Source organism: Pseudomonas sp. S2_C11 (genome assembly GCF_054668395.1).
In genome coordinates this window covers 100,587-122,500 of the sequence record NZ_CP162765.1, presented here as the reverse complement: position 1 = coordinate 122,500, position 21,914 = coordinate 100,587, and the positions used below count along the sequence as shown (strand labels likewise).

Annotated in this window: 23 protein-coding genes (1 of these 23 only partly in view); 10 read left to right on the top strand and 13 right to left on the bottom strand. The window is 59.8% G+C overall.

Annotation, left to right across the window (positions count from 1 at the left end):
- Positions 1-236: the 5' portion of a tyrosine--tRNA ligase gene (tyrS, locus tag AB4N48_RS00545; protein WP_016772931.1), read on the bottom strand. Its footprint begins 964 nt before the window's first position; only the first 236 of its 1,200 coding nucleotides appear in the window; the start codon lies at positions 234-236; its stop codon lies off the left edge, out of view.
- Positions 237-448: 212 nt separating this feature from the next.
- Between tyrS and AB4N48_RS00540 the strand changes: the two genes are divergently transcribed.
- On the top strand, positions 449-1,873 hold the full coding sequence (locus AB4N48_RS00540; RefSeq protein WP_252868375.1) for a peptidoglycan DD-metalloendopeptidase family protein: 1,425 nt from the start codon (positions 449-451) through the stop codon (positions 1,871-1,873).
- Between the two features lie 3 nt (positions 1,874-1,876).
- The gene (locus tag AB4N48_RS00535; protein WP_460094622.1) at positions 1,877-2,968 is read left to right on the top strand and encodes an anhydro-N-acetylmuramic acid kinase; all 1,092 of its coding nucleotides are present in this window, start codon (positions 1,877-1,879) and stop codon (positions 2,966-2,968) included.
- A gap of 69 nt (positions 2,969-3,037) precedes the next feature.
- Here the strand turns inward: AB4N48_RS00535 and erpA are convergent, their stop codons facing one another.
- Complete coding sequence (gene erpA / locus AB4N48_RS00530) at positions 3,038-3,388, bottom strand: iron-sulfur cluster insertion protein ErpA (protein ID WP_003228776.1); 351 nt, start codon at positions 3,386-3,388, stop codon at positions 3,038-3,040.
- A gap of 147 nt (positions 3,389-3,535) precedes the next feature.
- The gene (gene argC / locus AB4N48_RS00525; protein ID WP_041476674.1) at positions 3,536-4,570 is read right to left on the bottom strand and encodes an N-acetyl-gamma-glutamyl-phosphate reductase; all 1,035 of its coding nucleotides are present in this window, start codon (positions 4,568-4,570) and stop codon (positions 3,536-3,538) included.
- Between the two features lie 134 nt (positions 4,571-4,704).
- Here argC and hemJ point away from each other — a divergent pair, with 134 nt between their 5' ends.
- The 6 genes from hemJ (at position 4,705) to coq7 (ending at position 9,252) form a co-directional block, all read left to right on the top strand.
- A complete protein-coding gene (gene hemJ, locus AB4N48_RS00520) occupies positions 4,705-5,133 on the top strand; it encodes a protoporphyrinogen oxidase HemJ (protein ID WP_460094620.1) in 429 nt (142 codons plus the stop codon).
- A 33-nt stretch (positions 5,134-5,166) separates the two neighbouring features.
- Positions 5,167-6,135 (top strand): NAD(P)H-dependent flavin oxidoreductase, encoded by a 969-nt coding sequence (locus AB4N48_RS00515; RefSeq protein ID WP_056786714.1) that lies wholly within the window; start codon positions 5,167-5,169, stop codon positions 6,133-6,135.
- 80 nt (positions 6,136-6,215) lie between these two features.
- The gene (locus AB4N48_RS00510) at positions 6,216-7,163 is read left to right on the top strand and encodes a DUF805 domain-containing protein (protein WP_256808154.1); all 948 of its coding nucleotides are present in this window, start codon (positions 6,216-6,218) and stop codon (positions 7,161-7,163) included.
- A 61-nt stretch (positions 7,164-7,224) separates the two neighbouring features.
- Positions 7,225-8,013 (top strand): SDR family NAD(P)-dependent oxidoreductase, encoded by a 789-nt coding sequence (locus AB4N48_RS00505; RefSeq protein ID WP_122612457.1) that lies wholly within the window; start codon positions 7,225-7,227, stop codon positions 8,011-8,013.
- A 56-nt stretch (positions 8,014-8,069) separates the two neighbouring features.
- The gene (locus AB4N48_RS00500) at positions 8,070-8,408 is read left to right on the top strand and encodes a histidine triad nucleotide-binding protein (protein ID WP_017128660.1); all 339 of its coding nucleotides are present in this window, start codon (positions 8,070-8,072) and stop codon (positions 8,406-8,408) included.
- A 196-nt stretch (positions 8,409-8,604) separates the two neighbouring features.
- Positions 8,605-9,252: a 2-polyprenyl-3-methyl-6-methoxy-1,4-benzoquinone monooxygenase gene (coq7, locus tag AB4N48_RS00495; protein WP_041476678.1), complete on the top strand. Its 648-nt coding sequence runs from the start codon at positions 8,605-8,607 to the stop codon at positions 9,250-9,252.
- Positions 9,253-9,363: 111 nt separating this feature from the next.
- Here coq7 and speD read toward each other — a convergent pair whose 3' ends face one another.
- Both speD and AB4N48_RS00485 read right to left on the bottom strand, forming a co-directional pair.
- On the bottom strand, positions 9,364-10,158 hold the full coding sequence (speD, locus tag AB4N48_RS00490) for an adenosylmethionine decarboxylase (RefSeq protein WP_024014530.1): 795 nt from the start codon (positions 10,156-10,158) through the stop codon (positions 9,364-9,366).
- Between the two features lie 237 nt (positions 10,159-10,395).
- Positions 10,396-10,818 (bottom strand): OsmC family protein, encoded by a 423-nt coding sequence (locus AB4N48_RS00485; protein WP_016772921.1) that lies wholly within the window; start codon positions 10,816-10,818, stop codon positions 10,396-10,398.
- Between the two features lie 235 nt (positions 10,819-11,053).
- On the opposite strand from AB4N48_RS00485, the gene crp reads away from it, so the two are divergent.
- On the top strand, positions 11,054-11,698 hold the full coding sequence (crp, locus tag AB4N48_RS00480) for a cAMP-activated global transcriptional regulator CRP (protein WP_041476679.1): 645 nt from the start codon (positions 11,054-11,056) through the stop codon (positions 11,696-11,698).
- On the opposite strand, the gene AB4N48_RS00475 is transcribed toward crp, so the two are convergent.
- From AB4N48_RS00475 to AB4N48_RS00460, 4 genes are all read right to left on the bottom strand, one after another.
- A complete protein-coding gene (locus AB4N48_RS00475; protein ID WP_095181421.1) occupies positions 11,695-12,393 on the bottom strand; it encodes a lipoate--protein ligase family protein in 699 nt (232 codons plus the stop codon). The genes crp and AB4N48_RS00475 overlap by 4 nt on opposite strands.
- 127 nt (positions 12,394-12,520) lie before the next feature.
- Positions 12,521-13,357, bottom strand: a complete 837-nt coding sequence (gene trpC, locus AB4N48_RS00470; protein ID WP_041476681.1) for an indole-3-glycerol phosphate synthase TrpC — start codon at positions 13,355-13,357, stop codon at positions 12,521-12,523.
- Positions 13,354-14,403, bottom strand: a complete 1,050-nt coding sequence (gene trpD / locus AB4N48_RS00465) for an anthranilate phosphoribosyltransferase (RefSeq protein WP_041476682.1) — start codon at positions 14,401-14,403, stop codon at positions 13,354-13,356. The genes trpC and trpD overlap by 4 nt, the downstream gene beginning before the upstream one ends.
- A 9-nt stretch (positions 14,404-14,412) precedes the next feature.
- On the bottom strand, positions 14,413-15,006 hold the full coding sequence (locus tag AB4N48_RS00460; RefSeq protein ID WP_041476683.1) for an aminodeoxychorismate/anthranilate synthase component II: 594 nt from the start codon (positions 15,004-15,006) through the stop codon (positions 14,413-14,415).
- Between the two features lie 407 nt (positions 15,007-15,413).
- On the opposite strand from AB4N48_RS00460, the gene estP reads away from it, so the two are divergent.
- Positions 15,414-17,321 (top strand): esterase EstP, encoded by a 1,908-nt coding sequence (gene estP / locus AB4N48_RS00455; RefSeq protein ID WP_460059421.1) that lies wholly within the window; start codon positions 15,414-15,416, stop codon positions 17,319-17,321.
- A gap of 172 nt (positions 17,322-17,493) precedes the next feature.
- Here the strand turns inward: estP and trpE are convergent, their stop codons facing one another.
- The 4 genes from trpE to AB4N48_RS00435 all read right to left on the bottom strand — a co-directional run bounded on the left by trpE (position 17,494) and on the right by AB4N48_RS00435 (position 21,798).
- Positions 17,494-18,975, bottom strand: coding sequence for an anthranilate synthase component I (gene trpE, locus AB4N48_RS00450; protein ID WP_122612453.1), 1,482 nt, complete (start codon positions 18,973-18,975; stop codon positions 17,494-17,496).
- Between the two features lie 70 nt (positions 18,976-19,045).
- Positions 19,046-19,864, bottom strand: coding sequence for a phosphoglycolate phosphatase (locus AB4N48_RS00445; protein ID WP_041476686.1), 819 nt, complete (start codon positions 19,862-19,864; stop codon positions 19,046-19,048).
- On the bottom strand, positions 19,861-20,535 hold the full coding sequence (gene rpe, locus AB4N48_RS00440; protein ID WP_007918813.1) for a ribulose-phosphate 3-epimerase: 675 nt from the start codon (positions 20,533-20,535) through the stop codon (positions 19,861-19,863). The genes AB4N48_RS00445 and rpe overlap by 4 nt, the downstream gene beginning before the upstream one ends.
- A 114-nt stretch (positions 20,536-20,649) precedes the next feature.
- Entirely contained in the window at positions 20,650-21,798 is a 1,149-nt protein-coding gene (locus AB4N48_RS00435) for an iron-containing alcohol dehydrogenase (RefSeq protein WP_460094617.1), read from the bottom strand.
- Positions 21,799-21,914: the final 116 nt, after the last annotated feature.

Genomic DNA, 21,914 nt, shown 5'->3' with positions numbered 1-21,914 from the left:
ATCATCCCGGTGAAGTCACCTATAAGGAAGATGACCTGGTGCCCCAGCTCCTGGAACTGGCGCAGCTTATTAATAAGCACCGTATGACCCAGATGCAGATCCGGAGCGGTTGGATCGAAACCAGCCTTGATACGCAGCGGTTGGCCGCGCTTGAGCTTCTCGACCAGCTCGGACTCGACCAACAGTTCTTCCGCACCACGTTTAATCAGCGCTAGCTGCTCTTCAACCGACTTCATAACAGACCCGCAAGGCTCAGATTCAAAGGGAACCAACCATACAAGAACGCGCACCAATTACAAGTTTTGCCCGGCGCACGGACACCAATCCACAGACCCGAGGTCTGTAGACTTGCTTCAGCGATGATTTGGTTATATTTTATACAGTTATTTCATCTTCATCATGTCATTCATCTTTTCCAATTCATCTATTTCAAAGTCAAAAATTACCTATGACCACAGAACCGTCTAAAGCGCCCCCGCTTTACCCGAAGACCCACCTGCTCGCCGCAAGTGGAATCGCCGCCCTTCTCAGCCTGGCGCTGCTGGTATTTCCCTCCAGCGATGTTGAAGCCAAAAAGACGACTCTGAGTCTTGAACTGGAAAGTCCTGCTGAACAACTGACACAAGATCAAGACGCTGCTGATGCGGCTCAAGCCACAAACGAGCCCGCAGCTTCGCCGTTCGCACAAATCGAAAACAGCGACGAAAACACCGCACAAACCGCTGAAACCGCGCCAGCACCTGTGGCGCCTGCTGAGAAACCGAAAGAGCCTGGGCACCGTGAAGTCGTGGTTTCCAAAGGCGATACACTGTCTACCCTGTTTGAAAAAGTCGGTCTGCCTGCAGCCTCCGTGCACGAAGTACTGGCAAGCGACAAGCAAGCCAAACAGTTCAGCCAGCTCAAGCGCGGCCAGAAACTCGAGTTCGAACTGAGTCCGGAAGGCCAGTTGACCAGCCTGCACAGCAAGGTCAGCGACGTTGAAACCATCACCCTGACCAAGAATGACAAGGGTTATTCGTTCAACCGAGTGACTGCCAAGCCAACTGTTCGCACTGCCTACGTCCACGGTGTCATCAACAGCTCACTGTCGCAGTCCGCAGCCCGCGCCGGTCTTTCTCACAGCCTGACCATGGACATGGCCAGTGTCTTTGGCTACGACATCGACTTCGCGCAGGACATTCGTCAGGGCGATGAATTCGATGTGATCTACGAGCAGAAAGTCATCAACGGCAAGGCCGTCGGCACCGGCCCGATCCTGTCGGCGCGCTTCACCAACCGCGGCAAGACTTACACCGCCGTTCGCTACACCAACAAACAAGGCAACAGCAGCTATTACACTGCCGATGGCAACAGCATGCGCAAGGCCTTCATCCGCACCCCTGTTGACTTCGCCCGCATCAGCTCGAAGTTTTCCATGGGCCGCAAGCACCCGATCCTCAACAAGATCCGCGCCCACAAAGGTGTCGATTACGCAGCGCCACGGGGTACGCCAATCAAGGCTGCCGGTGACGGCAAAGTGTTGCTGGCCGGTCGTCGTGGTGGCTATGGCAACACTGTGATCATTCAGCACGGCAACACTTACCGTACGCTCTATGGCCATATGCAAGGCTTTGCCAAAGGCGTGAAAACCGGTGGCAGCGTCAAGCAAGGTCAAGTCATTGGCTATATCGGCACCACCGGACTGTCCACCGGCCCGCATTTGCACTATGAGTTCCAGGTCAACGGCGTTCACGTCGATCCGCTGGGCCAGAAGCTGCCAATGGCCGATCCGATCGCCAAGTCCGAACGCGCGCGCTTCCTCGCGCAGAGCCAGCCACTGATGGCGCGCATGGATCAAGAGAAGGCCACCATGCTGGCTTCGAGCAAGCGCTAAGCCATGGCCCTGTATATCGGTGTGATGTCCGGAACCAGTCTCGACGGGCTGGACATCGCCCTGATCGAGCAGACCTCGGCGATCAAACTGATCGCCACCCACTACCTGCCAATGCCTGACTCCCTGCGCGCCGAGCTGCTTGGCTTGTGCGCCAGCGGCCCCGACGAGATCGCCCGCTCGGCGATTGCCCAGCAACACTGGGTCGAACTTGCCGCGTCGGGCATTCACACCCTCCTCGCGCAGCAACAACTCAAGCCCGATGGAATCCGCGCTATCGGTAGCCACGGTCAGACCATTCGCCATGAGCCGGCGCGCGGGTTTACCGTGCAGATTGGTAATCCAGCCCTGCTGACTGAGTTGACCGGTATTACCGTCGTCAGTGATTTCCGCAGCCGCGATGTCGCAGCGGGTGGCCAAGGTGCGCCTCTGGTACCAGCCTTTCACGAAGCTTTGTTTGAAGAGCGTACTGGTAACCAGGCAGTCTTGAATGTCGGCGGATTCAGCAATCTCAGCCTGATTGAGCCGAACAAACCTGTAGCCGGTTTCGACTGCGGGCCGGGGAATGTTCTGATGGATGCCTGGATTCACCGGCAACGTGGCGAAAACTATGACCGGGATGGCAAATGGGCTGCGACCGGCAAGGTTGAACCAACCCTGCTCAAGGCACTGCTAAGCGACCCGTTCTTCGTGACCAAAGGCCCGAAAAGTACGGGCCGGGAAGTCTTCAATCTGCCATGGCTGGAACAGCATCTTTCGAACCTGCCAACCTTCGCTGCCGAAGACGTTCAGGCCACCCTGCTCGAACTTACGGCGCTGACCATCGTCGAGTCGCTACAAAGCGCTCAATCGGGCACTCAGGAACTGCTGGTCTGTGGCGGCGGCGCGCACAACGCCACGCTGATGAAACGTCTGGCGGACCTGCTGCCAAATACCCAAGTCGCCAGCACCGCAACTCACGGGGTTGATCCAGATTGGGTGGAAGCCATGGCCTTCGCCTGGCTCGCCCATTGCTGCCTGGAAGGCATCGCCGCCAATCGGCCAAGCGTCACCGGCGCTCGCGGCCTGCGCGTACTCGGCGCCATCTACCCGGCATAACCTTCAGAAACAAAAACGCCGCAGAACCGAAAGGCTCTGCGGCGTTTTGTTGTGTGCTGTAAAGCGCGATCAGATCGAGAACGACGACCCGCAACCACAAGTCGTTGTCGCGTTCGGGTTCTTAATCACGAAGCGCGAACCTTCCAGACCTTCCTGGTAGTCCACCTCCGCACCGGCCAGGTACTGGAAACTCATCGGATCAACCACCAGACTCACGCCTTCGCGCTCGACAATGGTGTCGTCCTCGGCAACATCTTCATCGAAGGTGAAACCGTATTGAAACCCTGAACAACCGCCGCCCGTAACAAATACGCGCAGCTTCAAGCGATCATTCCCCTCTTCATCGACCAGGCTCTTCACCTTGTGCGCAGCACCTTGGGTGAATTGCAAAGCCGTGGGGGTGAAGGATTCGACGCTCATGCTGACTATCTCCCGGCGTTACGCCGCCATAATGCGTGATGACGCGCATTATCCGCTTGTCCTAGAAAATTGGTCAACTATTAGAAAGGCAGCTGCAAGCTTCAAGCGGTGAGCTTCAAGCTTGCGGCGCCTGACCTGTGACGGCCGTTAAGGAAGCATACCGGCGTGGGACAGACCGAAGCGCTCATCCAGTCCGAACAGAATGTTCATGTTCTGCACCGCCTGGCCCGAGGCGCCCTTGACCAGGTTGTCAATCACCGAGAGTACGACCACCAGATCGCCATCCTGTGGACGATGCACGGCGATGCGGCACACGTTGGCGCCGCGCACGCTACGGGTTTCCGGATGGCTGCCGGCTGGCATTACATCGACGAACGGTTCGTTGGCGTAGCGCTTTTCGAACAGCGCCTGCAGATCCACCGAGCGATCGACCACGGTCGCATAGAGCGTGGAGTGAATACCGCGAATCATCGGCGTCAGGTGCGGTACGAAGGTCAGGCCGACATCCTTGCCCGCCGCGCGACGCAGGCCCTGGCGAATTTCCGGCAGGTGGCGATGACCTTTTACCGCGTAGGCCTTCATGCTTTCCGACGTCTCGGAGTACAAAGAACCTACAGCCGCGCCGCGCCCGGCACCGCTGACGCCGGATTTGCAGTCGGCGATCAAACGCGATGCGTCAGCCAGACCTGCTTCCAGCAATGGGAGAAAACCCAATTGCGTTGCGGTCGGATAGCAACCCGGTACCGCGATCAGGCGCGCTTTCTTGATCTGCTCGCGATTGACTTCCGGCAACCCGTAAACAGCTTCGTCCAGCAGATCTGGCGCGCCGTGCGGCTGGCCGTACCACTTGGCCCATTCATCAGCGTCTTGCAGACGGAAGTCGGCGGACAGGTCGATGACCTTGGTGCCCGCCGCCAGCAGCTCGCCTGCCAAGGCGTGAGCCACACCGTGTGGCGTGGCGAAGAAAACCACATCGCAGGCGCCAAGGGTTTTCACGTCCGGCACGCTGAACGCCAGCCCGTCATAGTGACCGCGCAGGTTCGGGTACATGTCAGCCACGGCCAGACCGGCCTCGGATCGGGAAGTGATGACGACCACTTCTGCCTGCGGATGCTGTGCCAACAGACGCAGCAGTTCGACACCGGTGTAACCCGTGCCGCCGACGATACCGACCTTGACCATAAACCTGCCCTCAACGAACCCACTGGAAAGCCGTCGATAATAGGGGCCGCGCGCGCCTGCGACAACCGCCAAGGTGACGCGCGGACGCTCAAGCCTCTACTATCTGGCTACCGTGAATGAGGGAATACCCAAAAATGCTCTATCTATGGCTCAAAGCGTTTCACATTGTCAGCGTCGTCTGCTGGTTTGCCGGACTGTTCTACTTGCCGCGCCTGTTCGTTTACCACGCGCAAAGCGCAGACACGATCAGCCAGGAACGCTTCAGCGTCATGGAGCGCAAGCTGTATCGCGGCATCATGGGCCCGGCGATGATCGCCACGCTGATCTTCGGTGGCTGGCTGATCTACCTCAACCCTAGCCTTTTCAGCCAGGGCGGCTGGATCCACGCCAAACTGACCCTGGTCGTATTGCTGATCGCCTACCACCACATGTGCGGCGCGCAGGTCAAACGCTTTGCCCGTGGCGAAAACACCCGCAGCCATGTCTTTTATCGCTGGTTCAATGAAGTGCCGGTTCTGATATTGCTGGCTATCGTAATTCTGGTCGTGGTCAAGCCGTTCTAACTTCAATCAATAAAAATCTTCGGGGTGTTCACAATGTCGCTGCCCGCTTTGCTCGAACAACGTCTGCGTCTGCCCGTGGTGGCGGCACCGATGTTCCTGATCTCCAATCCGGAACTGGTGCTCGCCTGCTGCCGCAATGGTGTGGTCGGCAGCTTTCCGGCGCTGAACCAACGCGAAAGCAGCGGCTTCAAGGCTTGGCTGGAACAGATCGAAGCGGGCCTGGCGACGCTGGATAATCCGGCCCCTTATGCGGTGAACCTGATTGTTCACCACAGCAACCCGCGCCTGCAGGCGGATCTGGACATCTGCGTGGAGCATAAGGTGCCGATCGTTATCACCAGCCTCGGCGCGGTGAAAGAACTGGTCGACGCGGTGCACAGCTATGGCGGTCTGGTGTTTCACGACGTGACCACGCGGCGCCATGCCGAAAAAGCCGCTGAAGCCGGTGTCGACGGGCTGATTGCCGTCGCGGCCGGTGCCGGCGGGCATGCTGGTACCTGGAGCCCGTTTGCGCTGATTGCCGAGATCCGCGAGTTCTTCGACAAGACACTCTTGCTTGCAGGATGTCTGAACCACGGCCATGAGATTCTCGCCGCACAGTTGCTCGGTGCGGATTTGGCCTACTTCGGTACGCGATTTATCGGCACCACAGAAAGTCACGCGCCTGACGCCTACAAAGACATGCTGCTGACAGCCAAGGCTGCCGACATCATTCATACTCCAGCAGTGTCGGGAGTGCCGGCCAGTTTCATGCGCCAGAGCCTGGAGGCGGCCGGTTTCGACATGGCGGCACTGCAAGGCAAGGGCGAGGTGAACTTCGGCGACAAGCTCAAGCCGATCAACGATGAAGCCAAAGCCTGGAAGACCGTGTGGTCGGCGGGCCAGGGTGTTGGCCAGATTGGTGACCTGCCAAGCGTGGATCAGTTGATTGCGCGGCTCGACGCAGAATATCGTCAGGCTCAGGCGCGCGCCGCACAGCTGCCGGAACGCTGGCCGCGCTGAGCAATACCCCCGGCCAGTCGCTGTCAGACTGGCCTTGAACTGACTACTGCAAACCCAATCGCGACAAGGATGCCTCGGCCATGAGCGACACCCGTTACAAGATCGTCTTCGACGGCGCGCTGCAGCCCGGCGTCGACCTCACCACCGCCAAACTGAATCTGGCGGATCTGTTCAAAAGCGATGTGGCCGCCATCGAGCGCCTGTTCAGTGGCCGCACCGTCGCCCTCAAACGTGATCTGTCCCACAGCGATGCCCAGACGTATCTGCAGGCATTGAACAAAACCGGGATCGATGCGCGGATCGAAGCGGAAACCGCCATCGAGCTGAATCTGGCGGATGTCCACGATAACCCTGCAGCGGTGGCGGAACCGGACTCGCCTTACGCCCCACCGCGCGCCAATGTCGGTGAAGCTCTGCCGCCATTCGCCACGCTCAAGCCATTCAGCGTCGAAGGCCGGATCGGTCGCCTGCGCTTTCTCGCCTGGACCATGGTCCTGAGCCTGGTGACCCTGCCCATCGTCGGTGTGTTTGCCTTGATTGCCTTGGGTCTGGTCAGTGGCGATTCAACCACCGGCCTGATCCTCGGCGGCATTCTGGCGGTCTTCCTGTTCCTCGGTTTCATGATCGTCAGCATTCTGTTCAGCGTTCAGCGCCTGCACGATATCGGCTGGTCGGGCTGGCTGTGGTTGTTGAATCTGGTGCCGTTCGTCGGCAGTTTTTTCCCGCTGGTGATGATGGTCGTACCCGGCAATGCCGGCGCCAACCGCTATGGCCCGCCACCACCGCCGAACAGCACGGCGGTCAAAGTGCTGTGCTCGTTATGGATCGTATTCTTCGCACTGATTTTTGCCGGAGGCCTTCTTGGCGGCTTCTCGGCTGTGCAGGAAGAATATGAAAGCAATCTGGAGAGCAGCTATGACAGCGGCTCGGTGACCACCGACGAAGTTGAGGTCGTCGAACCGCCAGTGATTTCCGCCGACGAGGCAGCCGAACCGGCGCAGGCCCCTGTAGACTCTGCGCAAGAATGAACAGCGCTCCCTGCCGCGACAACCGCGTCGCCGGCGCGGAGCTGTTGCGATGGAGAACTGCATGACCCGTTACGCTCTGATCACCGGTGCTTCCAGCGGCATCGGCCTGGCCATGGCCGAAGCACTGGCCCGGCGCGGCCGCAGCCTGATTCTGGTGGCACGGCAGCGTGATCAGCTGGAAAGTATCGCCATCGAGCTGACCCAGCGCTTCGATGTCGAAGTATTGTTTCGCGCCTGCGACCTCGGCGAACCGTTGCGCCTTTCCGGTTTTTTGCTGGAGCTGGAAGAAGGTGACCGGCAGATCGATCTACTGGTCAACTGCGCCGGCATCGGCACTTGCGGGCCATTCCTCGCGCAGGACTGGATGACCGAGCAGGACCTCATCGAGGTCAACATTCTCGCCCTCACCCGCCTCTGTCATGCGGTGGGCAACAGCATGGCGCTGCTGGGTGGCGGGCAGATCCTCAATGTCGCCTCGGTGGCTGCGTACAGCCCCGGCCCATGGATGAGCACGTACTACGCCAGCAAAGCCTATGTGCTGCATTTTTCCGAAGCCCTGCGCGTGGAGCTCAAACAAAGCGGCGTGAAAGTTTCGGTGCTGTGCCCCGGCCCGACGCGCACACCGTTCTTCCGAACCGCACAGATGAGTAGCGAAAAGATCGAAAGCAGCCACTCGCTGATGAGTCCGGAAGAAGTGGCACTGCATGCCGTACGCGCACTAGATAAAAACCGCGCCATCATCATTCCGGGACGACGCAATCGCTGGCTGGCGTTCCTGCCGCGGCTGGGTTCGCGCTGGCTTAACCGGACGATTGTCGGCATGGTCAACAAAGCTTACTGCCCCCGCTAGGAAGACAACTTCGAAGCGGTACACTCGATTCAGCCCAACTCAACGGAGAAACAGCAGTGGATACTCTGTTCACCAAGATCATCAACCGGGAAATCCCGGCGAAGATCATTTACGAGGACGACCAGGTTCTGGCCTTCCACGACATCGCCCCCCAGGCTCCGGTGCACTTTCTGGTAATCCCGAAAAAACCGGTGCGCACGCTCAACGACCTGACCGAAGACGACAAGGCGCTGGCCGGGCACATCCTGTTCACCGCGCAGCGTCTGGCGCTGGAACTGGGTTGCGAAGAAGGCTTCCGCGTAGTGATGAACTGCAATGAACTTGGTGGGCAGACTGTCTATCACATTCATATGCACGTGCTGGGTCAGCGCCAGATGAACTGGCCGCCGGGCTGATTGGCGACAACCAACTGTGGGAGCGAGCCTGCTCGCGAAGGCGCCGATACATTCAACACTTCAGTATCCGATAATCCGCTTTCGCGAGCAGGCTCGCTCCCACAAAAAAGCCTGACCGCGCAGCAAGTGACCCAGCGCAAACCCTCGCCGGCCGATTCGGTTAAACTGGCCGCCGAGATTCTTCCCGGAGGTCAGCATGACTACCCAACGTCACTACTCGCCCATAGACCGTCTGCTGCTGCAAGCCGATGCCGCGATGCGCACTCTGTTGCCCTTCAGTGGCCAGCCGTACCGCCCGTCGCCGGCGATTCTGCAGCCGGATACGCAGATGAGCGATGAAGACACTCGCCACGTCGCCGGCCTGATGCGCATCAACCATACCGGCGAAGTCTGCGCTCAGGCGCTGTATCAGGGGCAAGCGCTGACCGCCAAGTTGCCGCAGGTACGCGCAGCCATGGAGCACGCGGCTGAAGAAGAGATCGATCATCTGGTCTGGTGTGAGCAGCGCATCCATCAGCTGGGTAGCCACACCAGCGTGCTGAATCCACTGTTTTACGGCATGTCGTTCGGTATCGGCGCGGTGGCCGGACTGATCAGCGACAAGGTCAGCCTTGGTTTCGTTGCGGCGACCGAGCATCAGGTCTGCAAACACTTGAACGAACATCTGGAGCAATTGCCGGCCGAGGACGAGAAGTCCCGGGCGATTCTTGAGCAGATGCGCATCGATGAAGAACACCATGCGGAAAGTGCCCTGGATGCGGGTGGGTTTCGTTTTCCGGCGCCGGTCAAGTTCGGCATGAGTTTGTTGGCGAAGGTGATGACCAAGAGTACGTATCGGATCTGAGATCTGTGTCGGTGCTGATGACCTCTTCGCGAGCAGGCTCGCTCCCACAGGGGTTTTATGTGAGGCATGAAAAAGGCGACCAGGAGGTCGCCTTTTTTGTTTCCGGGAATCTTAGGTCGGCATATTGCGCGCGTAGAAGATTTCCAGCATTTCGTGTTTCACACGGTCGGTCACCTGGGCACGTTGCTCGGGCGAGAGGTTGCTGGTGGCGTCGCCGAACAGGTAGTTGTCCAGTTCGAAGTTCTTCAGCAGCATTTTGGTGTGGAACAGGTTTTCCTGATACACGTTCACGTCGGTCATCTGGTACGCGTCGCGAGTGTCTTCGGAGAGGTAGTTCTGGATCGAGTTGATCTCGTGGTCGATGAAGTGCTTGTTGCCTTCAACGTCACGGGTGAAACCGCGCACACGGTAATCCACGGTCACGATGTCCGAATCGAACTGGTGAATGAGGAAGTTGAGCGCTTTGAGCGGTGAAATGACACCACAGGTCGACACGTCGATATCCACACGGAACGTTGCAATACCGTCGTCCGGATGGATTTCCGGATAGGTGTGCACCGTGATGTGGCTCTTGTCGAGGTGGGCCAGAATGATTTCGGGCAACGGGCCCGGCGATTCTTCGATCTGGCTGTCAGTCGGGGTTACCGGCTCTTCCGAAATCAGAATCGTGACGCTGGCGCCCTGGGGTTCATAGTCCTGACTGGCGATGTTCAGGATGTTGGCACCAATGATCTCGACAACTTCTGTGAGAATCTGCGTCAGGCGTTTCGCGTTGTACTCTTGATTGATGTACTCGACGTAAGCCTGCTGGTCTTGCGGGGTCTCCGCGTAGCAGATGTCATAGATGTTGAAGCTCAAGGTCTTTGTCAGGTTATTGAACCCGTGGAGCTTGAGTTTGCTTTTCACCGTTAAAAACTCTCTATGTATGCGGCGCGGCCGCGTGATCAAGCATGCCCGTCAAGTGCGAACAACGCACCTGCGTAGGACGGTTAACACCTCTTCGCGATGGCGATTTTGGTTATCTGTTCAGGCGGATGACCCGTCGGCTGACCGATCACTGCCCTGAAAAAAGTGGCGCATTATGCAGACGTCAGCGGGGGATCGCCAGAGTCTGCACTGCTTTTATGATAGTTGAATGTCGGTTCAGCCGAGTTCGACGATTTCATAATCGTGGGTGATTGCCACGCCAGCCGCGCCGAGCATGATCGACGCCGAGCAATACTTCTCGGCCGACAGCTCGATGGCGCGCTTGACCTGAGCTTCCTTCAGGCCCCGGCCCTTGACCACGAAGTGCATGTGGATCTTGGTAAACACCTTGGGATCTTCAGTCGCACGCTCGGCATCAAGGAAGGCTTCACAGCTTTCAACGGCCTGGCGCGACTTCTTCAGGATGCTGACCACGTCGAAGTTGCTGCAACCGCCGACACCCAGCAAGAGCATTTCCATCGGGCGAACCCCGAGGTTACGGCCACCGGCATCTGGCGGGCCGTCCATTACCACGACATGACCGCTGCCGGATTCGCCGAGGAACATGGCTTCGCCAGCCCATTGGATGCGTGCCTTCATCGCCCAGACTCCACTGTAAAAAAAGGGTCGCCAGCTTAGCACAGCGCTTTGTCCCGACAGGAACGACGTCCTAGGACGGATGCTTTCTGGCTGTAGGTAATTTCTCGAATTCTCGACGAAGTGTCTGGTAAGCTGGCGCCAATTCGCTGGCGCCAATTCGTCAGCTCTGTAGCGACCGCCTTCAGCGCCTCATAAAAACTCAAACATCACCGTGCAGTCTTTTCGGGATACAACCATGGTTGCTATTACCCCCACACCCAAAATCAAGAACATCGACAAGCTGTTGATGCATTGCCAGCGCCGGCGTCATGCGGCCAAGAGCAATATAATCTGCGCCGGGGATCGCTCGGACACGCTGTTTTTCATCATCAAAGGCTCGGTCACCATCCTCATCGAAGACGACGATGGTCGCGAGATGATCATCGCTTACCTGAACGCCGGGGATTTCTTCGGCGAACTGGGTCTGTTCGAGCAGGCAGGTCAGGAGCAGGAGCGCAGCGCCTGGGTGCGTGCCAAAGTTGAATGCGAAACCGCGGAAATCAGTTACGCCAAGTTCCGCGAGTTATCGCAGCAGGATCCAGACATTCTTTACGCCCTCAGCGGACAAATCGCACAACGCCTGCGTAACACCACGCGCAAAGTCGGCGACCTGGCGTTTTTCGATGTCACTGGCCGAGTCGCCCGCTGCCTGCTGGAGTTGTGCAAACAACCGGACGCCATGACTCACCCGGACGGCATGCAGATCAAGGTCACCCGCCAGGAGATCGGTCGTATCGTCGGCTGTTCTCGAGAGATGGTCGGCCGCGTGCTCAAGGATCTGGAAGAACGCAACCTGGTCGATGTGAAAGGCAAGACCATGGTGGTCTTCGGCACGCGCTAGACGTAAATCTGCGCCAGCATCAAACGAAACAATTCATCGAGACGCGCCAATGCCTGTGGCGCGTTGAATTTCTCATACAGGGCAATGTGGCTTTGCGCCCTCACCCGCTGATCCAGGCCGCAGGCTACATTGAAGCGATTGACCGCAGCAACCATCGCTTCGCGCTCGTCATCCATCAGCATCGCACCATGCACCAGGCCAACCGGACGCTGGCCTCCCTGACTCTGGCGCCAGCGCTGGGCGGTGCCGACCATCTTGCGACCGTCGAGATTGACGTTGAAACGGCCGTCGCAGAATGCGCCGTCGATTTCCCCGACCGACGAGGTGCCACCCAACTCATCCAGCAACTGACAGATCGGATCGCACAGGCGGCGGTAGCCGGTTTCGATGCGGTTCAGATCGCCTTCGCTGCGAGGCGGGGCATATACCAAGGCAATGTTGACGGTCGCAGCGGATTGCGGGACGGGCTCACCGCCGGTTTCACGCAACAGCACCGGCCAGCCAGCAGCAGCGGAAACTTCGCAGGCGTGGTCGAAATGCGGGAGACGGTTGAGGCGGCGCGGCATGACCAGCGCGCGATCGGTGGGTTGCCAGAACAGCAGGCCGAATTCGGCGTCGCCGGCGCAGACCGAGGCCAGCAAGTCCTGTTCGGCTTGCAGGCCGGATTCGATGGTCAGCGGGGTTGGCAGCGACATGGTGAGCTCCGGCAGATTGAATCTCTTTAGCGGAATTTAGCGCCCCTTCGCGAGCAGGCTCGCTCCCACAGGGGGAAATGCATTCCAAATGTGGGAGCGAGCCTGCTCGCGAATGAGGTCGACTCGGTCAGTCGAGGGTCGAACCACTGATCGGCACACCACGCTCCGGAAAGAACAGGCGCTGCAATTCAATGCCCGGATTTTCCGCGCGCATGAACGCTTCGCCGACCAGGAACGAGTACACATCGCTGATTTCCATCAGCTCGACGTCGGCCCGATTGAGGATGCCGCTCTCGGTGATCACCAGGCGATCGCGCGGGATGCGCGGCAGCAGGTCGAGGGTGGTTTCCAGACTGACGTCGAATGTGTGCAGGTTGCGGTTGTTGACCCCGACCAGCGGCGTGTCGAGGGTCTTCAGCGCGCGCTCCAGCTCGTCACCGTCGTGCACCTCCACCAAGACGTCGAGACCGACGCCTTTGGCCACGGCGGCCAGCTCGGCCATTTTCACGTCGTCCAGGGCGGAGACGATCAACAACACGCAATCGGCGCCAAGCGCGCGGGCTTCAACGATCTGGTACGGATCGATCATGAAATCCTTGCGGATCACCGGCAATTTGCAGGCGGCGCGCGCCTGTTGCAGGTAGGCATCGGCGCCCTGGAAGTAGTCGATATCGGTCAGCACCGACAGACAGGTGGCCCCACCCTTTTCGTAGCTCTTGGCAATGTCTGCCGGCACGAAGTCTTCGCGGATCACGCCTTTGCTCGGCGAAGCCTTTTTGATTTCGGCAATCACGGCCGGTTGCTTCTTCTTCGCTTGCGCCAGCAAAGCCTGGGCAAAACCACGGGGTGCATCGGCCGCCTTGGCCAGACTTTCCAGCTCGCTCAGGCTGACCCGAGCGCTGCGCTCGGCGACTTCCTCAACCTTGCGCGCCAGAATGTTTTCCAGAACCGTCGGTACACTCATCCTTCATTCTCCACTTTGAATACCGCGGTAAAGGCACCCAGCTCCTCGAGCTTTTCCCGAGCGAGGCCGGTGTGCAGCGCATCGTGCGCCAGCTCCACACCTTGTTTCAGACTGCTTGCGAGGTCGGCGGCATACAGCGCCGCACCGGCATTGAGCACAATCATCTCGGCAGCTTTCTGGCCGTTTTCGGTTTTGCGCTTGCCGAGGGCATCACGGATCAGCGCCAGCGACGCTTCCGGGCCTTCAACCGACAGGCCGTGCAGGCTCTGGCTCTTCATGCCGAGGTCTTCCGGTTCGACCCAATACTCAGTGATTTCGTTGTTTTTCAATTCAGCGACAAAGGTCGGCGCGGCGAGGCTGAATTCATCCAGACCGTCCTTCGAATGCACGACCAGCACGTGTTTGCTGCCCAGTCGCTGCAAGACCTCGGCCAATGGCCGGCACAGCGCCTGAGTGAACACGCCGACTACCTGATGTTTCACACCGGCCGGATTCGTAAGCGGGCCGAGCATGTTGAACAGCGTGCGCAGGCCGAGTTCGCGGCGCGGGCCGGCGGCGTACTTCATCGCTTTGTGGTGAGTCTGGGCGAACATGAAACCGATGCCGACGTTGTCGATGCAGCGCGCGACCTGCACCGGGGTCAGGTTCAGATAAATGCCGGCAGCTTCCAGCAGATCGGCACTGCCGCTCTTGCCGGACACCGCGCGGTTGCCGTGCTTGGCGACGGTGCAACCGGCGGCTGCGACAACAAAGGAAGACGCGGTCGATACGTTGAAGATATTCGCACCGTCACCGCCGGTGCCAACCACATCGACGACGCCGTCGAGGGTTTTCAGCTCGACCTGATCGGCCAGCTCGCGCATCACCGACACGGCGCCGACGATTTCGTCAATGCTTTCGCTCTTCATGCGCATGGCCATCATGAACGCGCCGATCTGCGCTTCGGTGCACTGACCGGTCATGATTTCGCGCATCACATCGCGCATTTCATCGGTGCTGAGGTCGAGGTGTTCGACGATACGGCTCAGGGCTGTCTTGATATTCATGGGAAGTCCTTAGCGCGTGCCGCCGGTTTGTTTGAGGAAATTGGCAAACAGTTCATGACCCTGCTCGGTGAGGATCGATTCGGGGTGGAACTGCACACCCTCGATGTTCAGGGTCTTGTGACGCAGGCCCATGATCTCGTCGACCGAGCCGTCATCGTGCTGGGTCCATGCGGTCAGCTCGAGGCAATCGGGCAGGCTGTCGTGCTTGACGATCAGCGAGTGATAACGGGTAACGGTGAGCGGATGATTGAGGCCGGCAAACACGCCCTTGTCCTCGTGGAATACCGGGCTAGTCTTACCGTGCATGACTTGGCGGGCGCGGACTACATCACCGCCGAAGGCCTGGCCGATGGACTGGTGGCCGAGGCAGACGCCGAGGATCGGCAGTTTGCCGGCGAAGTGCTTGATCGCGTCGATGGAAACGCCCGCCTCGGTGGGCGTGCACGGCCCCGGGGAAACCACGATGCGCTCGGGATTCAGCGCTTCGATTTCGGCGATGGTCAGTTCGTCGTTGCGCACCACTTTGACCTCGGCACCCAGCTCGCCGAGATATTGCACAACGTTGTAGGTAAAGGAGTCGTAGTTGTCGATCATCAGCAACATGGCGTTTCGAACCTCTTGAATTCTGACTTGATGACAGCCTTCAGATGACTTGCCCGCAGGGCGCTGCGCGATGTCGGACGCGCAGAGGGCGCCAGCACAGCGGCATTTCAAACAGACAAGGAAGGCAAAGCGATACAGATCCGGCGGAGCCGGCAGAGAAGATTCAGGCGCGCCAACGCCAGCGGGCGTGTGCCTTGATGACTTGATCCAGGAGTTTGCTGGTGATCAACACGGGGAAGGTCTCGTTCATACGTTCCGGCACAGTAACTTAGCTGGGCGGAGCGTGCAATATGGCGGGGCCTGCGGGTTATAAAACGGCAGAAGGATTCGCGACCGATGGCAAAATGCCGAAAGTTTTTGGTACTGTCGTTTCGTTCACCTACAACAATAAATAAACGGACTTGCTCATGATCAGACAGACGTTGTTTGTACCGCTGGCCAGCTGCTTGCTCGCACTCGCCTGCGCCCAGGCCAATGCAGCGCCCAATCCTTATTCCAGTTTCATCGTCTTCGGTGACAGCCTCAACGATGCCGGCACCTTCGCCGACACCGGTGGCCCGGCGGGCTCCACCGAGCGTTACACCAACCGTACCGGGCCGGTGTATCAGGATGGCAGCGGCGAAGTTTTTTCATTGAATTCCACCCAGCTGCTTGGCGGCCGCCTGGGTTTTTCGGCCGACCAGACAGCCTCTTCCAGCTCCGCAGTGCGCGCGGAAAACGGCCAGCCTGACGGCAACAACTGGGCGGTCGGTGGTTATCGCACCGACCAGATTCTCGACTCGATCACCACCCAATCTGCCACCGGCGAACGCACCCGCGCCGGTTACCTGCCGTCGAACGGCTTCCGCGCCGACCCGAATGCGCTGTATTACATTTCCGGTGGCGGCAACGATTTCCTCCAGGGCCGCATTCTCAGCCTGCCCCAGGCCAACGCCGCAGCCGATCGACTGGCCGATAGCGTGCAAACCCTGCAGACCGCCGGCGCCAAATACGTGATGGTCTGGCTGCTGCCCGACGTGGGCCTGACACCTGCTCTGAACGGCACGCCGCTGCAAGCGTTCAGCAGCACCCTCGCCAACCAGTTCAACAGTCAGTTGGTGACGCGCCTGCAAGGCATCAACGCCGAAGTCATTCCGCTGAACATTCCGGTGCTGCTCTCGGAAGTCTTCGCCGACCCGGGGCGCTTTGGTCTGGCTACCGACCAGAACCTCACCGCGACCTGCTTCAGTGGCAATAGCTGCACGGAAAACGCCCGTTACGGGATCAACAGCGCCACGCCGGATCCGACCAAACTGATCTACAACGATGGCGTACACCCGACCGAATCCGGGCAAAAACTGATCGCCGATTACGCCTATTCGCTGTTGGCTGCGCCATGGGAATTGAGCCTGCTACCGGAAATGGCCCACGGCACCGTGCGCGCGCATCAGGATGAATTGCGCAATCAATGGCAGGCGGACTGGGAGAACTGGCAAGCGGTCGGCCAATGGCGTGCGATTGTCTCGGCCGGCGGACAGCGTCTGGATGTCGACAGCCAAAGCAGCGGCGCCAGCGCCGATGGCAGCGGTTACAACCTTAACGTCGGCGGCAGCTATCGCCTCAATGAGGCCTGGCGCGTGGGCGTGGCGGCCGGTTTGTACCGGCAGAATCTCGAGGCCGGGCACAACGATTCCGACTACAAACTCAACAGCTACATGGCCACCGCGTTCGCCCAGTTCCAGCAGAACCGCTGGTGGGCCGACGCGGCGCTGACCGGCGGCAAACTCGACTACGACAACCTCAAGCGCAAGTTCGACCTCGGCGCCAGCGAGGGCGCGGAGAAAGGCGATACCGACGGCAGCCTGTGGGCGTTCAGCACGCGCCTGGGCTATGACATTGCGCAACCGGGCAGCCAATGGCATCTGTCGCCGTTTGTCAGCGCCGATTACGCCAGTGTCGATGTCGACGGTTACTCGGAAAAGAGCAACCGCGCCACCGCGCTGACCTTCGATGACCAGAGCCGCGATTCGAAACGCCTGGGCCTGGGGATTCAAGGCAAGTACAACTTCACCGCGCAAACCCAGGTGTATGGCGAATACGCCCACGAGCGTGAGTACGAAGATGACGTGCAGAAGGTCAACATCGCCCTCAACACCCTGCCGGCCAATGACTTCACCCTTGAAGGCTACACACCGGCAAGTCACCTGAACCGCTTGAGCCTGGGCGTCAGTCACAAGCTGACGGCTGATCTGGCGCTGCGTGGGGGTTATACGTTCCGCAAGGATGATGACTTCAAGCAGCAGGGCCTGAATGTCGGGGTTGTGCTGGATTTCTGAGTCGTAGATGCAAAAAAGCGGCGCCTGTCAGGGCGCCGCTTTTTTTATGCCTCAACACAAAACCCAATGTGGGAGCGAGCCTGCTCGCGAAAGCGCTGGGTCAGTCAGCATCAACGGTGACTGACTCACCTCTTCGCGAGCAGGCTCGCTCCCACATGGAAAATTGCGTGGATCAGGCGTCCGGGGTTTGCTCGGCCAGGGCCACGGCGCGGAACATCGCGCGGCGTTTGTTCAGGGTTTCTTCCCATTCCAGCGCCGGCACCGAGTCGGCGACGATGCCGCCGCCGGCCTGCACGTGCAATTCACCGTTCTTGATCACCGCCGTACGAATGGCAATGGCGGTGTCCATGTTGCCGTTCCAGGCGAAGTAACCGACCGCACCGCCGTACACGCCACGCTTGACCGGCTCGAGTTCGTCGATGATTTCCATCGCGCGAATCTTCGGTGCGCCGGACAAAGTACCCGCCGGCAGAATTGCTCGCAGTGCGTCCATCGCGGTCAGGCCCGACTTCAACTGGCCGGTGACGTTGGAGACGATGTGCATCACGTTGGAATAACGCTCGATGACCATTTTCTCGGTGAGCTTCACCGAACCGATTTCCGAAACGCGCCCGGTATCGTTGCGGCCCAGATCGATCAGCATCAAGTGCTCGGCGATCTCCTTGTCATCCGAGAGCAGGTCCTGCTCCAGCGCCACATCGGCTTCTTCGGTGGCGCCGCGTGGGCGCGTGCCGGCGATCGGGCGCACGGTGATCAGGTTGTCTTCGACGCGCACCAGCACTTCCGGCGAACTGCCGACGACGTGGAAATCGCCGAAGTTGAAGAAGTACATGTACGGCGTCGGGTTGAAGCAACGCAGCGCGCGATACAGATCGATCGGCGCAGCCTTGAAGTCGATCGACATGCGCTGCGACGGCACCACCTGCATGCAGTCGCCGGCAAGGATGTATTCCTTGATGGTGTCGACGGCTTTTTCGTAATCGTCCTGAGTGAAACTCGAACGAAACACCGGATCGGCCGATTGCTGTTTGCTGAAATCCAGGCCACGACGCGGGGTGATCGGCTGACGCAGTTGCTCGAGCAGTTCCTGCAAACGCGCCTGACCTTGCTCGAAGGCATCGGCCTGGGCCGGGTCGGCGAGGACGATCGCATGCATCTTGCCGGCCAGGTTGTCGAACACTACAACAGCGTCGGAAACCATCAGCAGAATGTCCGGCACGCCCAGCGGATCCGGGTTCGGGCATTTGCCCAGACGCTTCTCGACATAGCGCACACAGTCGTAACCGAAGTAACCGACCAGTCCACCGTTGAAGCGCGGCAGGCCGGCGATGGTCGGCACGTTGTAGCGCGCTTTGAAGGTTTCAACGAAGGCCAGCGGGTCTTCGACGTCATGGCTTTCGGTCTCGACGCCATCAACGGTGATGCTGACGTGATGGTCATGTACGCGCAGCACGGTGCGGCACGGCAGGCCGATGATCGAGTAACGGCCCCATTTCTCGCCGCCCTGCACCGATTCGAGCAGGTAGGAGTTGGGCTGGTCGGCCAGTTTCAGGTAGATCGACAGCGGCGTGTCGAAGTCGGCCAGGGTTTCGCAGGCCAACGGGATGCGGTTATAGCCATCAGCGGCCAGACGCAGGAATTCTTCGCGATTCATAAGGTGCCTCGTGGTGTGAGGTGCAATCAGTCAGGTATGCAAACGCGCCGGCAGGGCCGGCCAGAATCAGTCAGGCGCGCCAACGCCAGCGGGCCAGGGCCTTGATGACTTTCATCCAGAGTTTGCGGGTGACCACCACGATGGCGTTTCCAGAAGGGGGTTGAACAGCGTCGGGCAACGTTATCCCACCGGCCAGATCCAGGCAACCGGGAATTAGTTTGCGCAAATCGTCGATCACCAGTGCCGGGGACTCCTCGGCAATCGGCCGGCCATGGTTGTAGCCGTAACTCAGCGCCACACACTTGACCCCCGCTGCTTTCGCCGCCTGCACATCACTGCGCGAGTCGCCGACGAACAACGATTGCGAGGCCGGAATGTTGGCCATTTTCATCACGAAAAACAGCGCCGCCGGGTCAGGCTTCTTCTGCGGCAGGGTATCGCCGCCGATGATCCACTTGAAGTAGCGGCCGATTTTCATCTGATCGAGCAGCGGCGCGACGAAGCGCTCCGGCTTGTTGGTGATCAACGCCATGGCCACGCCTTGTTTGTGCAGCCACTTGAGCGTGTCGCGCACACCGGGATAGACCACGGTCAGTTCATGGCTGGCGCCGTACGCCTCCATGAAAATCTCCAGTGCGCGCTCGGCTTCAGCGTCGTCCACTGCCGAGTGATCGATGCCACCCGCCAAGGCCCGACGCACCAGCACCGGCGCGCCATTGCCGACCCATTCGCGCACCGCTTCGATACCTGCCGGCGGACGGCCGAGGGAGAGCAGCATGGTGTCCACCGCCGCTGCCAGGTCGGGAACCGAATCGATCAGCGTGCCATCCAGATCGAACATCACCAACCGTGGCAACTGCCCCGGGAACAGCTGCTCAAAACCGCTCATGGGCGCGCCAGCGCCAGTTCGGAACGCATCTTGTCGATGACTTCCTGATAGTTCGGCGCGTTGAAAATGGCCGAGCCGGCGACGAAGGTATCGGCGCCAGCAGCGGCAATTTCGCGGATGTTGTTGACGTTGACGCCGCCGTCGATTTCCAGACGGATGTCGCGGCCCGAGGCGTCGATGATCGCCCGCGCTTCGCGCAGTTTGTCGAGGGTGCCGGGAATGAATTTCTGCCCGCCGAAGCCCGGGTTGACGCTCATCAGCAGGACCATGTCGACCTTGTCGATCACGTACTTGAGCACGTCCAGCGGGGTCGCCGGGTTGAACACCAGACCGGATTTGCAACCACCTTCGCGGATCAGTTGCAGCGAGCGATCGACGTGCAAAGTGGCTTCCGGGTGGAAGGTGATGTAAGTCGCGCCGGCTTCGATGAAGTCGCCGACGATGCGGTCCACCGGGCTGACCATCAGGTGCGCGTCGATCGGCGCGGTCACGCCGTACTTGCGCAGCGCCGCGCAGACCATCGGGCCGATCGTCAGGTTGGGCACGTAGTGGTTGTCCATGACATCGAAGTGGACGAAGTCGGCGCCGGCGGCGAGAACGTTGTCCACTTCCTCGCCGAGGCGGGCGAAGTCGGCGGAGAGGATCGACGGAGCAATTACGAAGGGCTGCATGACGCACCTGTGCTGAGCTAAATCACGATGGCGCGCATTGTATACCTCAAGTTTCCACGCGCGCACCGGGACCGCGATGATTGGGTTGTGCCATGAGCCCTCAGCGTCCGCGTCTCAGTAAGCCGCGCGGTAGATCTTCTCGATGTCGCCGGCGCTGAGTTTGCGCGGGTTGTTGCGCATCAAGCGCTCGATGCCGGCGGCCTCCACGGCCATCGCCGGAATTGCTTCCTCCGGCACGCCGAAACTGCGCAGCCCCGCAGGGATTTGCACTGCCGCGCACAGGTCGGTCATGGCCTGCACGGCTTTGTCCGCGGCTTCGCTGGCGCTCAGATGCGCGGTCTTCACGCCCATGGCTTCGGCAATATCCTGCATGCGTTCGACACAGGCCATTTTGTTCCAGGTCATCACATAGGGCAGCAGCAAGGCGTTGCTGACACCGTGGGCAATGTTGAAGCGCCCGCCCAGCGGATACGCCAACGCATGCACCGCACCGACCCCGGCGTTACCGAACGCCATGCCGGCCATGAGGCTGGCGGTGGCCATGTCTTCGCGGGCTTGCAGGTTGGCGCCGTTGGCGTAGGCCTTGGGCAAGGCGCTGGCGATCAACTTGATTGCGCCAATGGCGAGGGAGTCGGTGATCGGCGAGGCGTTCACCGACAAATAGGATTCGATAGCGTGCACCAGTGCATCGACACCACTGGCGGCGGTGACACTGCGCGGACAGGTCAGGGTCATTTGCGGACTGACCAGCGCCACATCCGGTAGCAGATAGTCGCTGACGATGCCTTTCTTCAACTGCGCGACCTTGTCCGACAGGATCGCTACGTTGGTGACTTCAGAGCCGGTGCCAGCGGTGGTCGGGATGGCGATCAGCGGCGGGCCTTTGCGCGGCACCTGATCGACGCCGAACAGATCTTCCAGCGCGCCGTGATATCCGGCGTAGGCGGCGACACTTTTGGCAATATCGATGGCGCTGCCGCCCCCGAGGCCGATCAAACCGTCATGGCCGCCTTCGCGATAGGCGCGCATGCAGTCTTCGACGATGGCGATTTCCGGATCGGGCAGTACACGGTCGAAAATCTCGTATTCGCGTCCGCCGAGTTGCACCAGCGCCAGCTCGACAGTACCGGACTTGACCAGCGCGGCGTCGGTGACGATCAGCGGGTTATCGATGTCCAGACGGGTGAGTTCGGCGGCCAGTTGTTCGATGGCTGCGGCGCCGGTGATCAGTTTATGAGCGATTTTGAACTGGGACAGACTCATGGTGCGCAGCCTCTTATAGATATGGGAGCCGGGCACAAGATTAGCTGGGGATTTGGGGTTGTCTGCTATTCAGGGTGTGAATGGTTGATCGGATAGGAAGATCAAGAGCCCCTCAC

Coding starts and splice junctions, on each gene's coding strand:
- trpC (WP_041476681.1), bottom strand. CDS start 13,357: ATGAGTGTACCGACGGTTCTGGAAAACATTCTGGCGCGCAAGGTTGAG.
- AB4N48_RS00535 (WP_460094622.1), top strand. CDS start 1,877: ATGGCCCTGTATATCGGTGTGATGTCCGGAACCAGTCTCGACGGGCTG.
- AB4N48_RS00435 (WP_460094617.1), bottom strand. CDS start 21,798: ATGAGTCTGTCCCAGTTCAAAATCGCTCATAAACTGATCACCGGCGCC.
- AB4N48_RS00445 (WP_041476686.1), bottom strand. CDS start 19,864: ATGAGCGGTTTTGAGCAGCTGTTCCCGGGGCAGTTGCCACGGTTGGTG.
- hemJ (WP_460094620.1), top strand. CDS start 4,705: ATGCTCTATCTATGGCTCAAAGCGTTTCACATTGTCAGCGTCGTCTGC.
- AB4N48_RS00540 (WP_252868375.1), top strand. CDS start 449: ATGACCACAGAACCGTCTAAAGCGCCCCCGCTTTACCCGAAGACCCAC.
- AB4N48_RS00460 (WP_041476683.1), bottom strand. CDS start 15,006: ATGTTGCTGATGATCGACAACTACGACTCCTTTACCTACAACGTTGTG.
- AB4N48_RS00485 (WP_016772921.1), bottom strand. CDS start 10,818: ATGAAGGCACGCATCCAATGGGCTGGCGAAGCCATGTTCCTCGGCGAA.
- rpe (WP_007918813.1), bottom strand. CDS start 20,535: ATGCAGCCCTTCGTAATTGCTCCGTCGATCCTCTCCGCCGACTTCGCC.
- AB4N48_RS00510 (WP_256808154.1), top strand. CDS start 6,216: ATGAGCGACACCCGTTACAAGATCGTCTTCGACGGCGCGCTGCAGCCC.
- AB4N48_RS00475 (WP_095181421.1), bottom strand. CDS start 12,393: ATGTCGCTGCCAACCCCGCTGACCATCGAATCCGGCCTGCAAGCCGAA.
- argC (WP_041476674.1), bottom strand. CDS start 4,570: ATGGTCAAGGTCGGTATCGTCGGCGGCACGGGTTACACCGGTGTCGAA.
- trpE (WP_122612453.1), bottom strand. CDS start 18,975: ATGAATCGCGAAGAATTCCTGCGTCTGGCCGCTGATGGCTATAACCGC.
- crp (WP_041476679.1), top strand. CDS start 11,054: ATGGTTGCTATTACCCCCACACCCAAAATCAAGAACATCGACAAGCTG.
- AB4N48_RS00505 (WP_122612457.1), top strand. CDS start 7,225: ATGACCCGTTACGCTCTGATCACCGGTGCTTCCAGCGGCATCGGCCTG.
- erpA (WP_003228776.1), bottom strand. CDS start 3,388: ATGAGCGTCGAATCCTTCACCCCCACGGCTTTGCAATTCACCCAAGGT.
- AB4N48_RS00515 (WP_056786714.1), top strand. CDS start 5,167: ATGTCGCTGCCCGCTTTGCTCGAACAACGTCTGCGTCTGCCCGTGGTG.
- estP (WP_460059421.1), top strand. CDS start 15,414: ATGATCAGACAGACGTTGTTTGTACCGCTGGCCAGCTGCTTGCTCGCA.
- coq7 (WP_041476678.1), top strand. CDS start 8,605: ATGACTACCCAACGTCACTACTCGCCCATAGACCGTCTGCTGCTGCAA.
- trpD (WP_041476682.1), bottom strand. CDS start 14,403: ATGAATATCAAGACAGCCCTGAGCCGTATCGTCGAACACCTCGACCTC.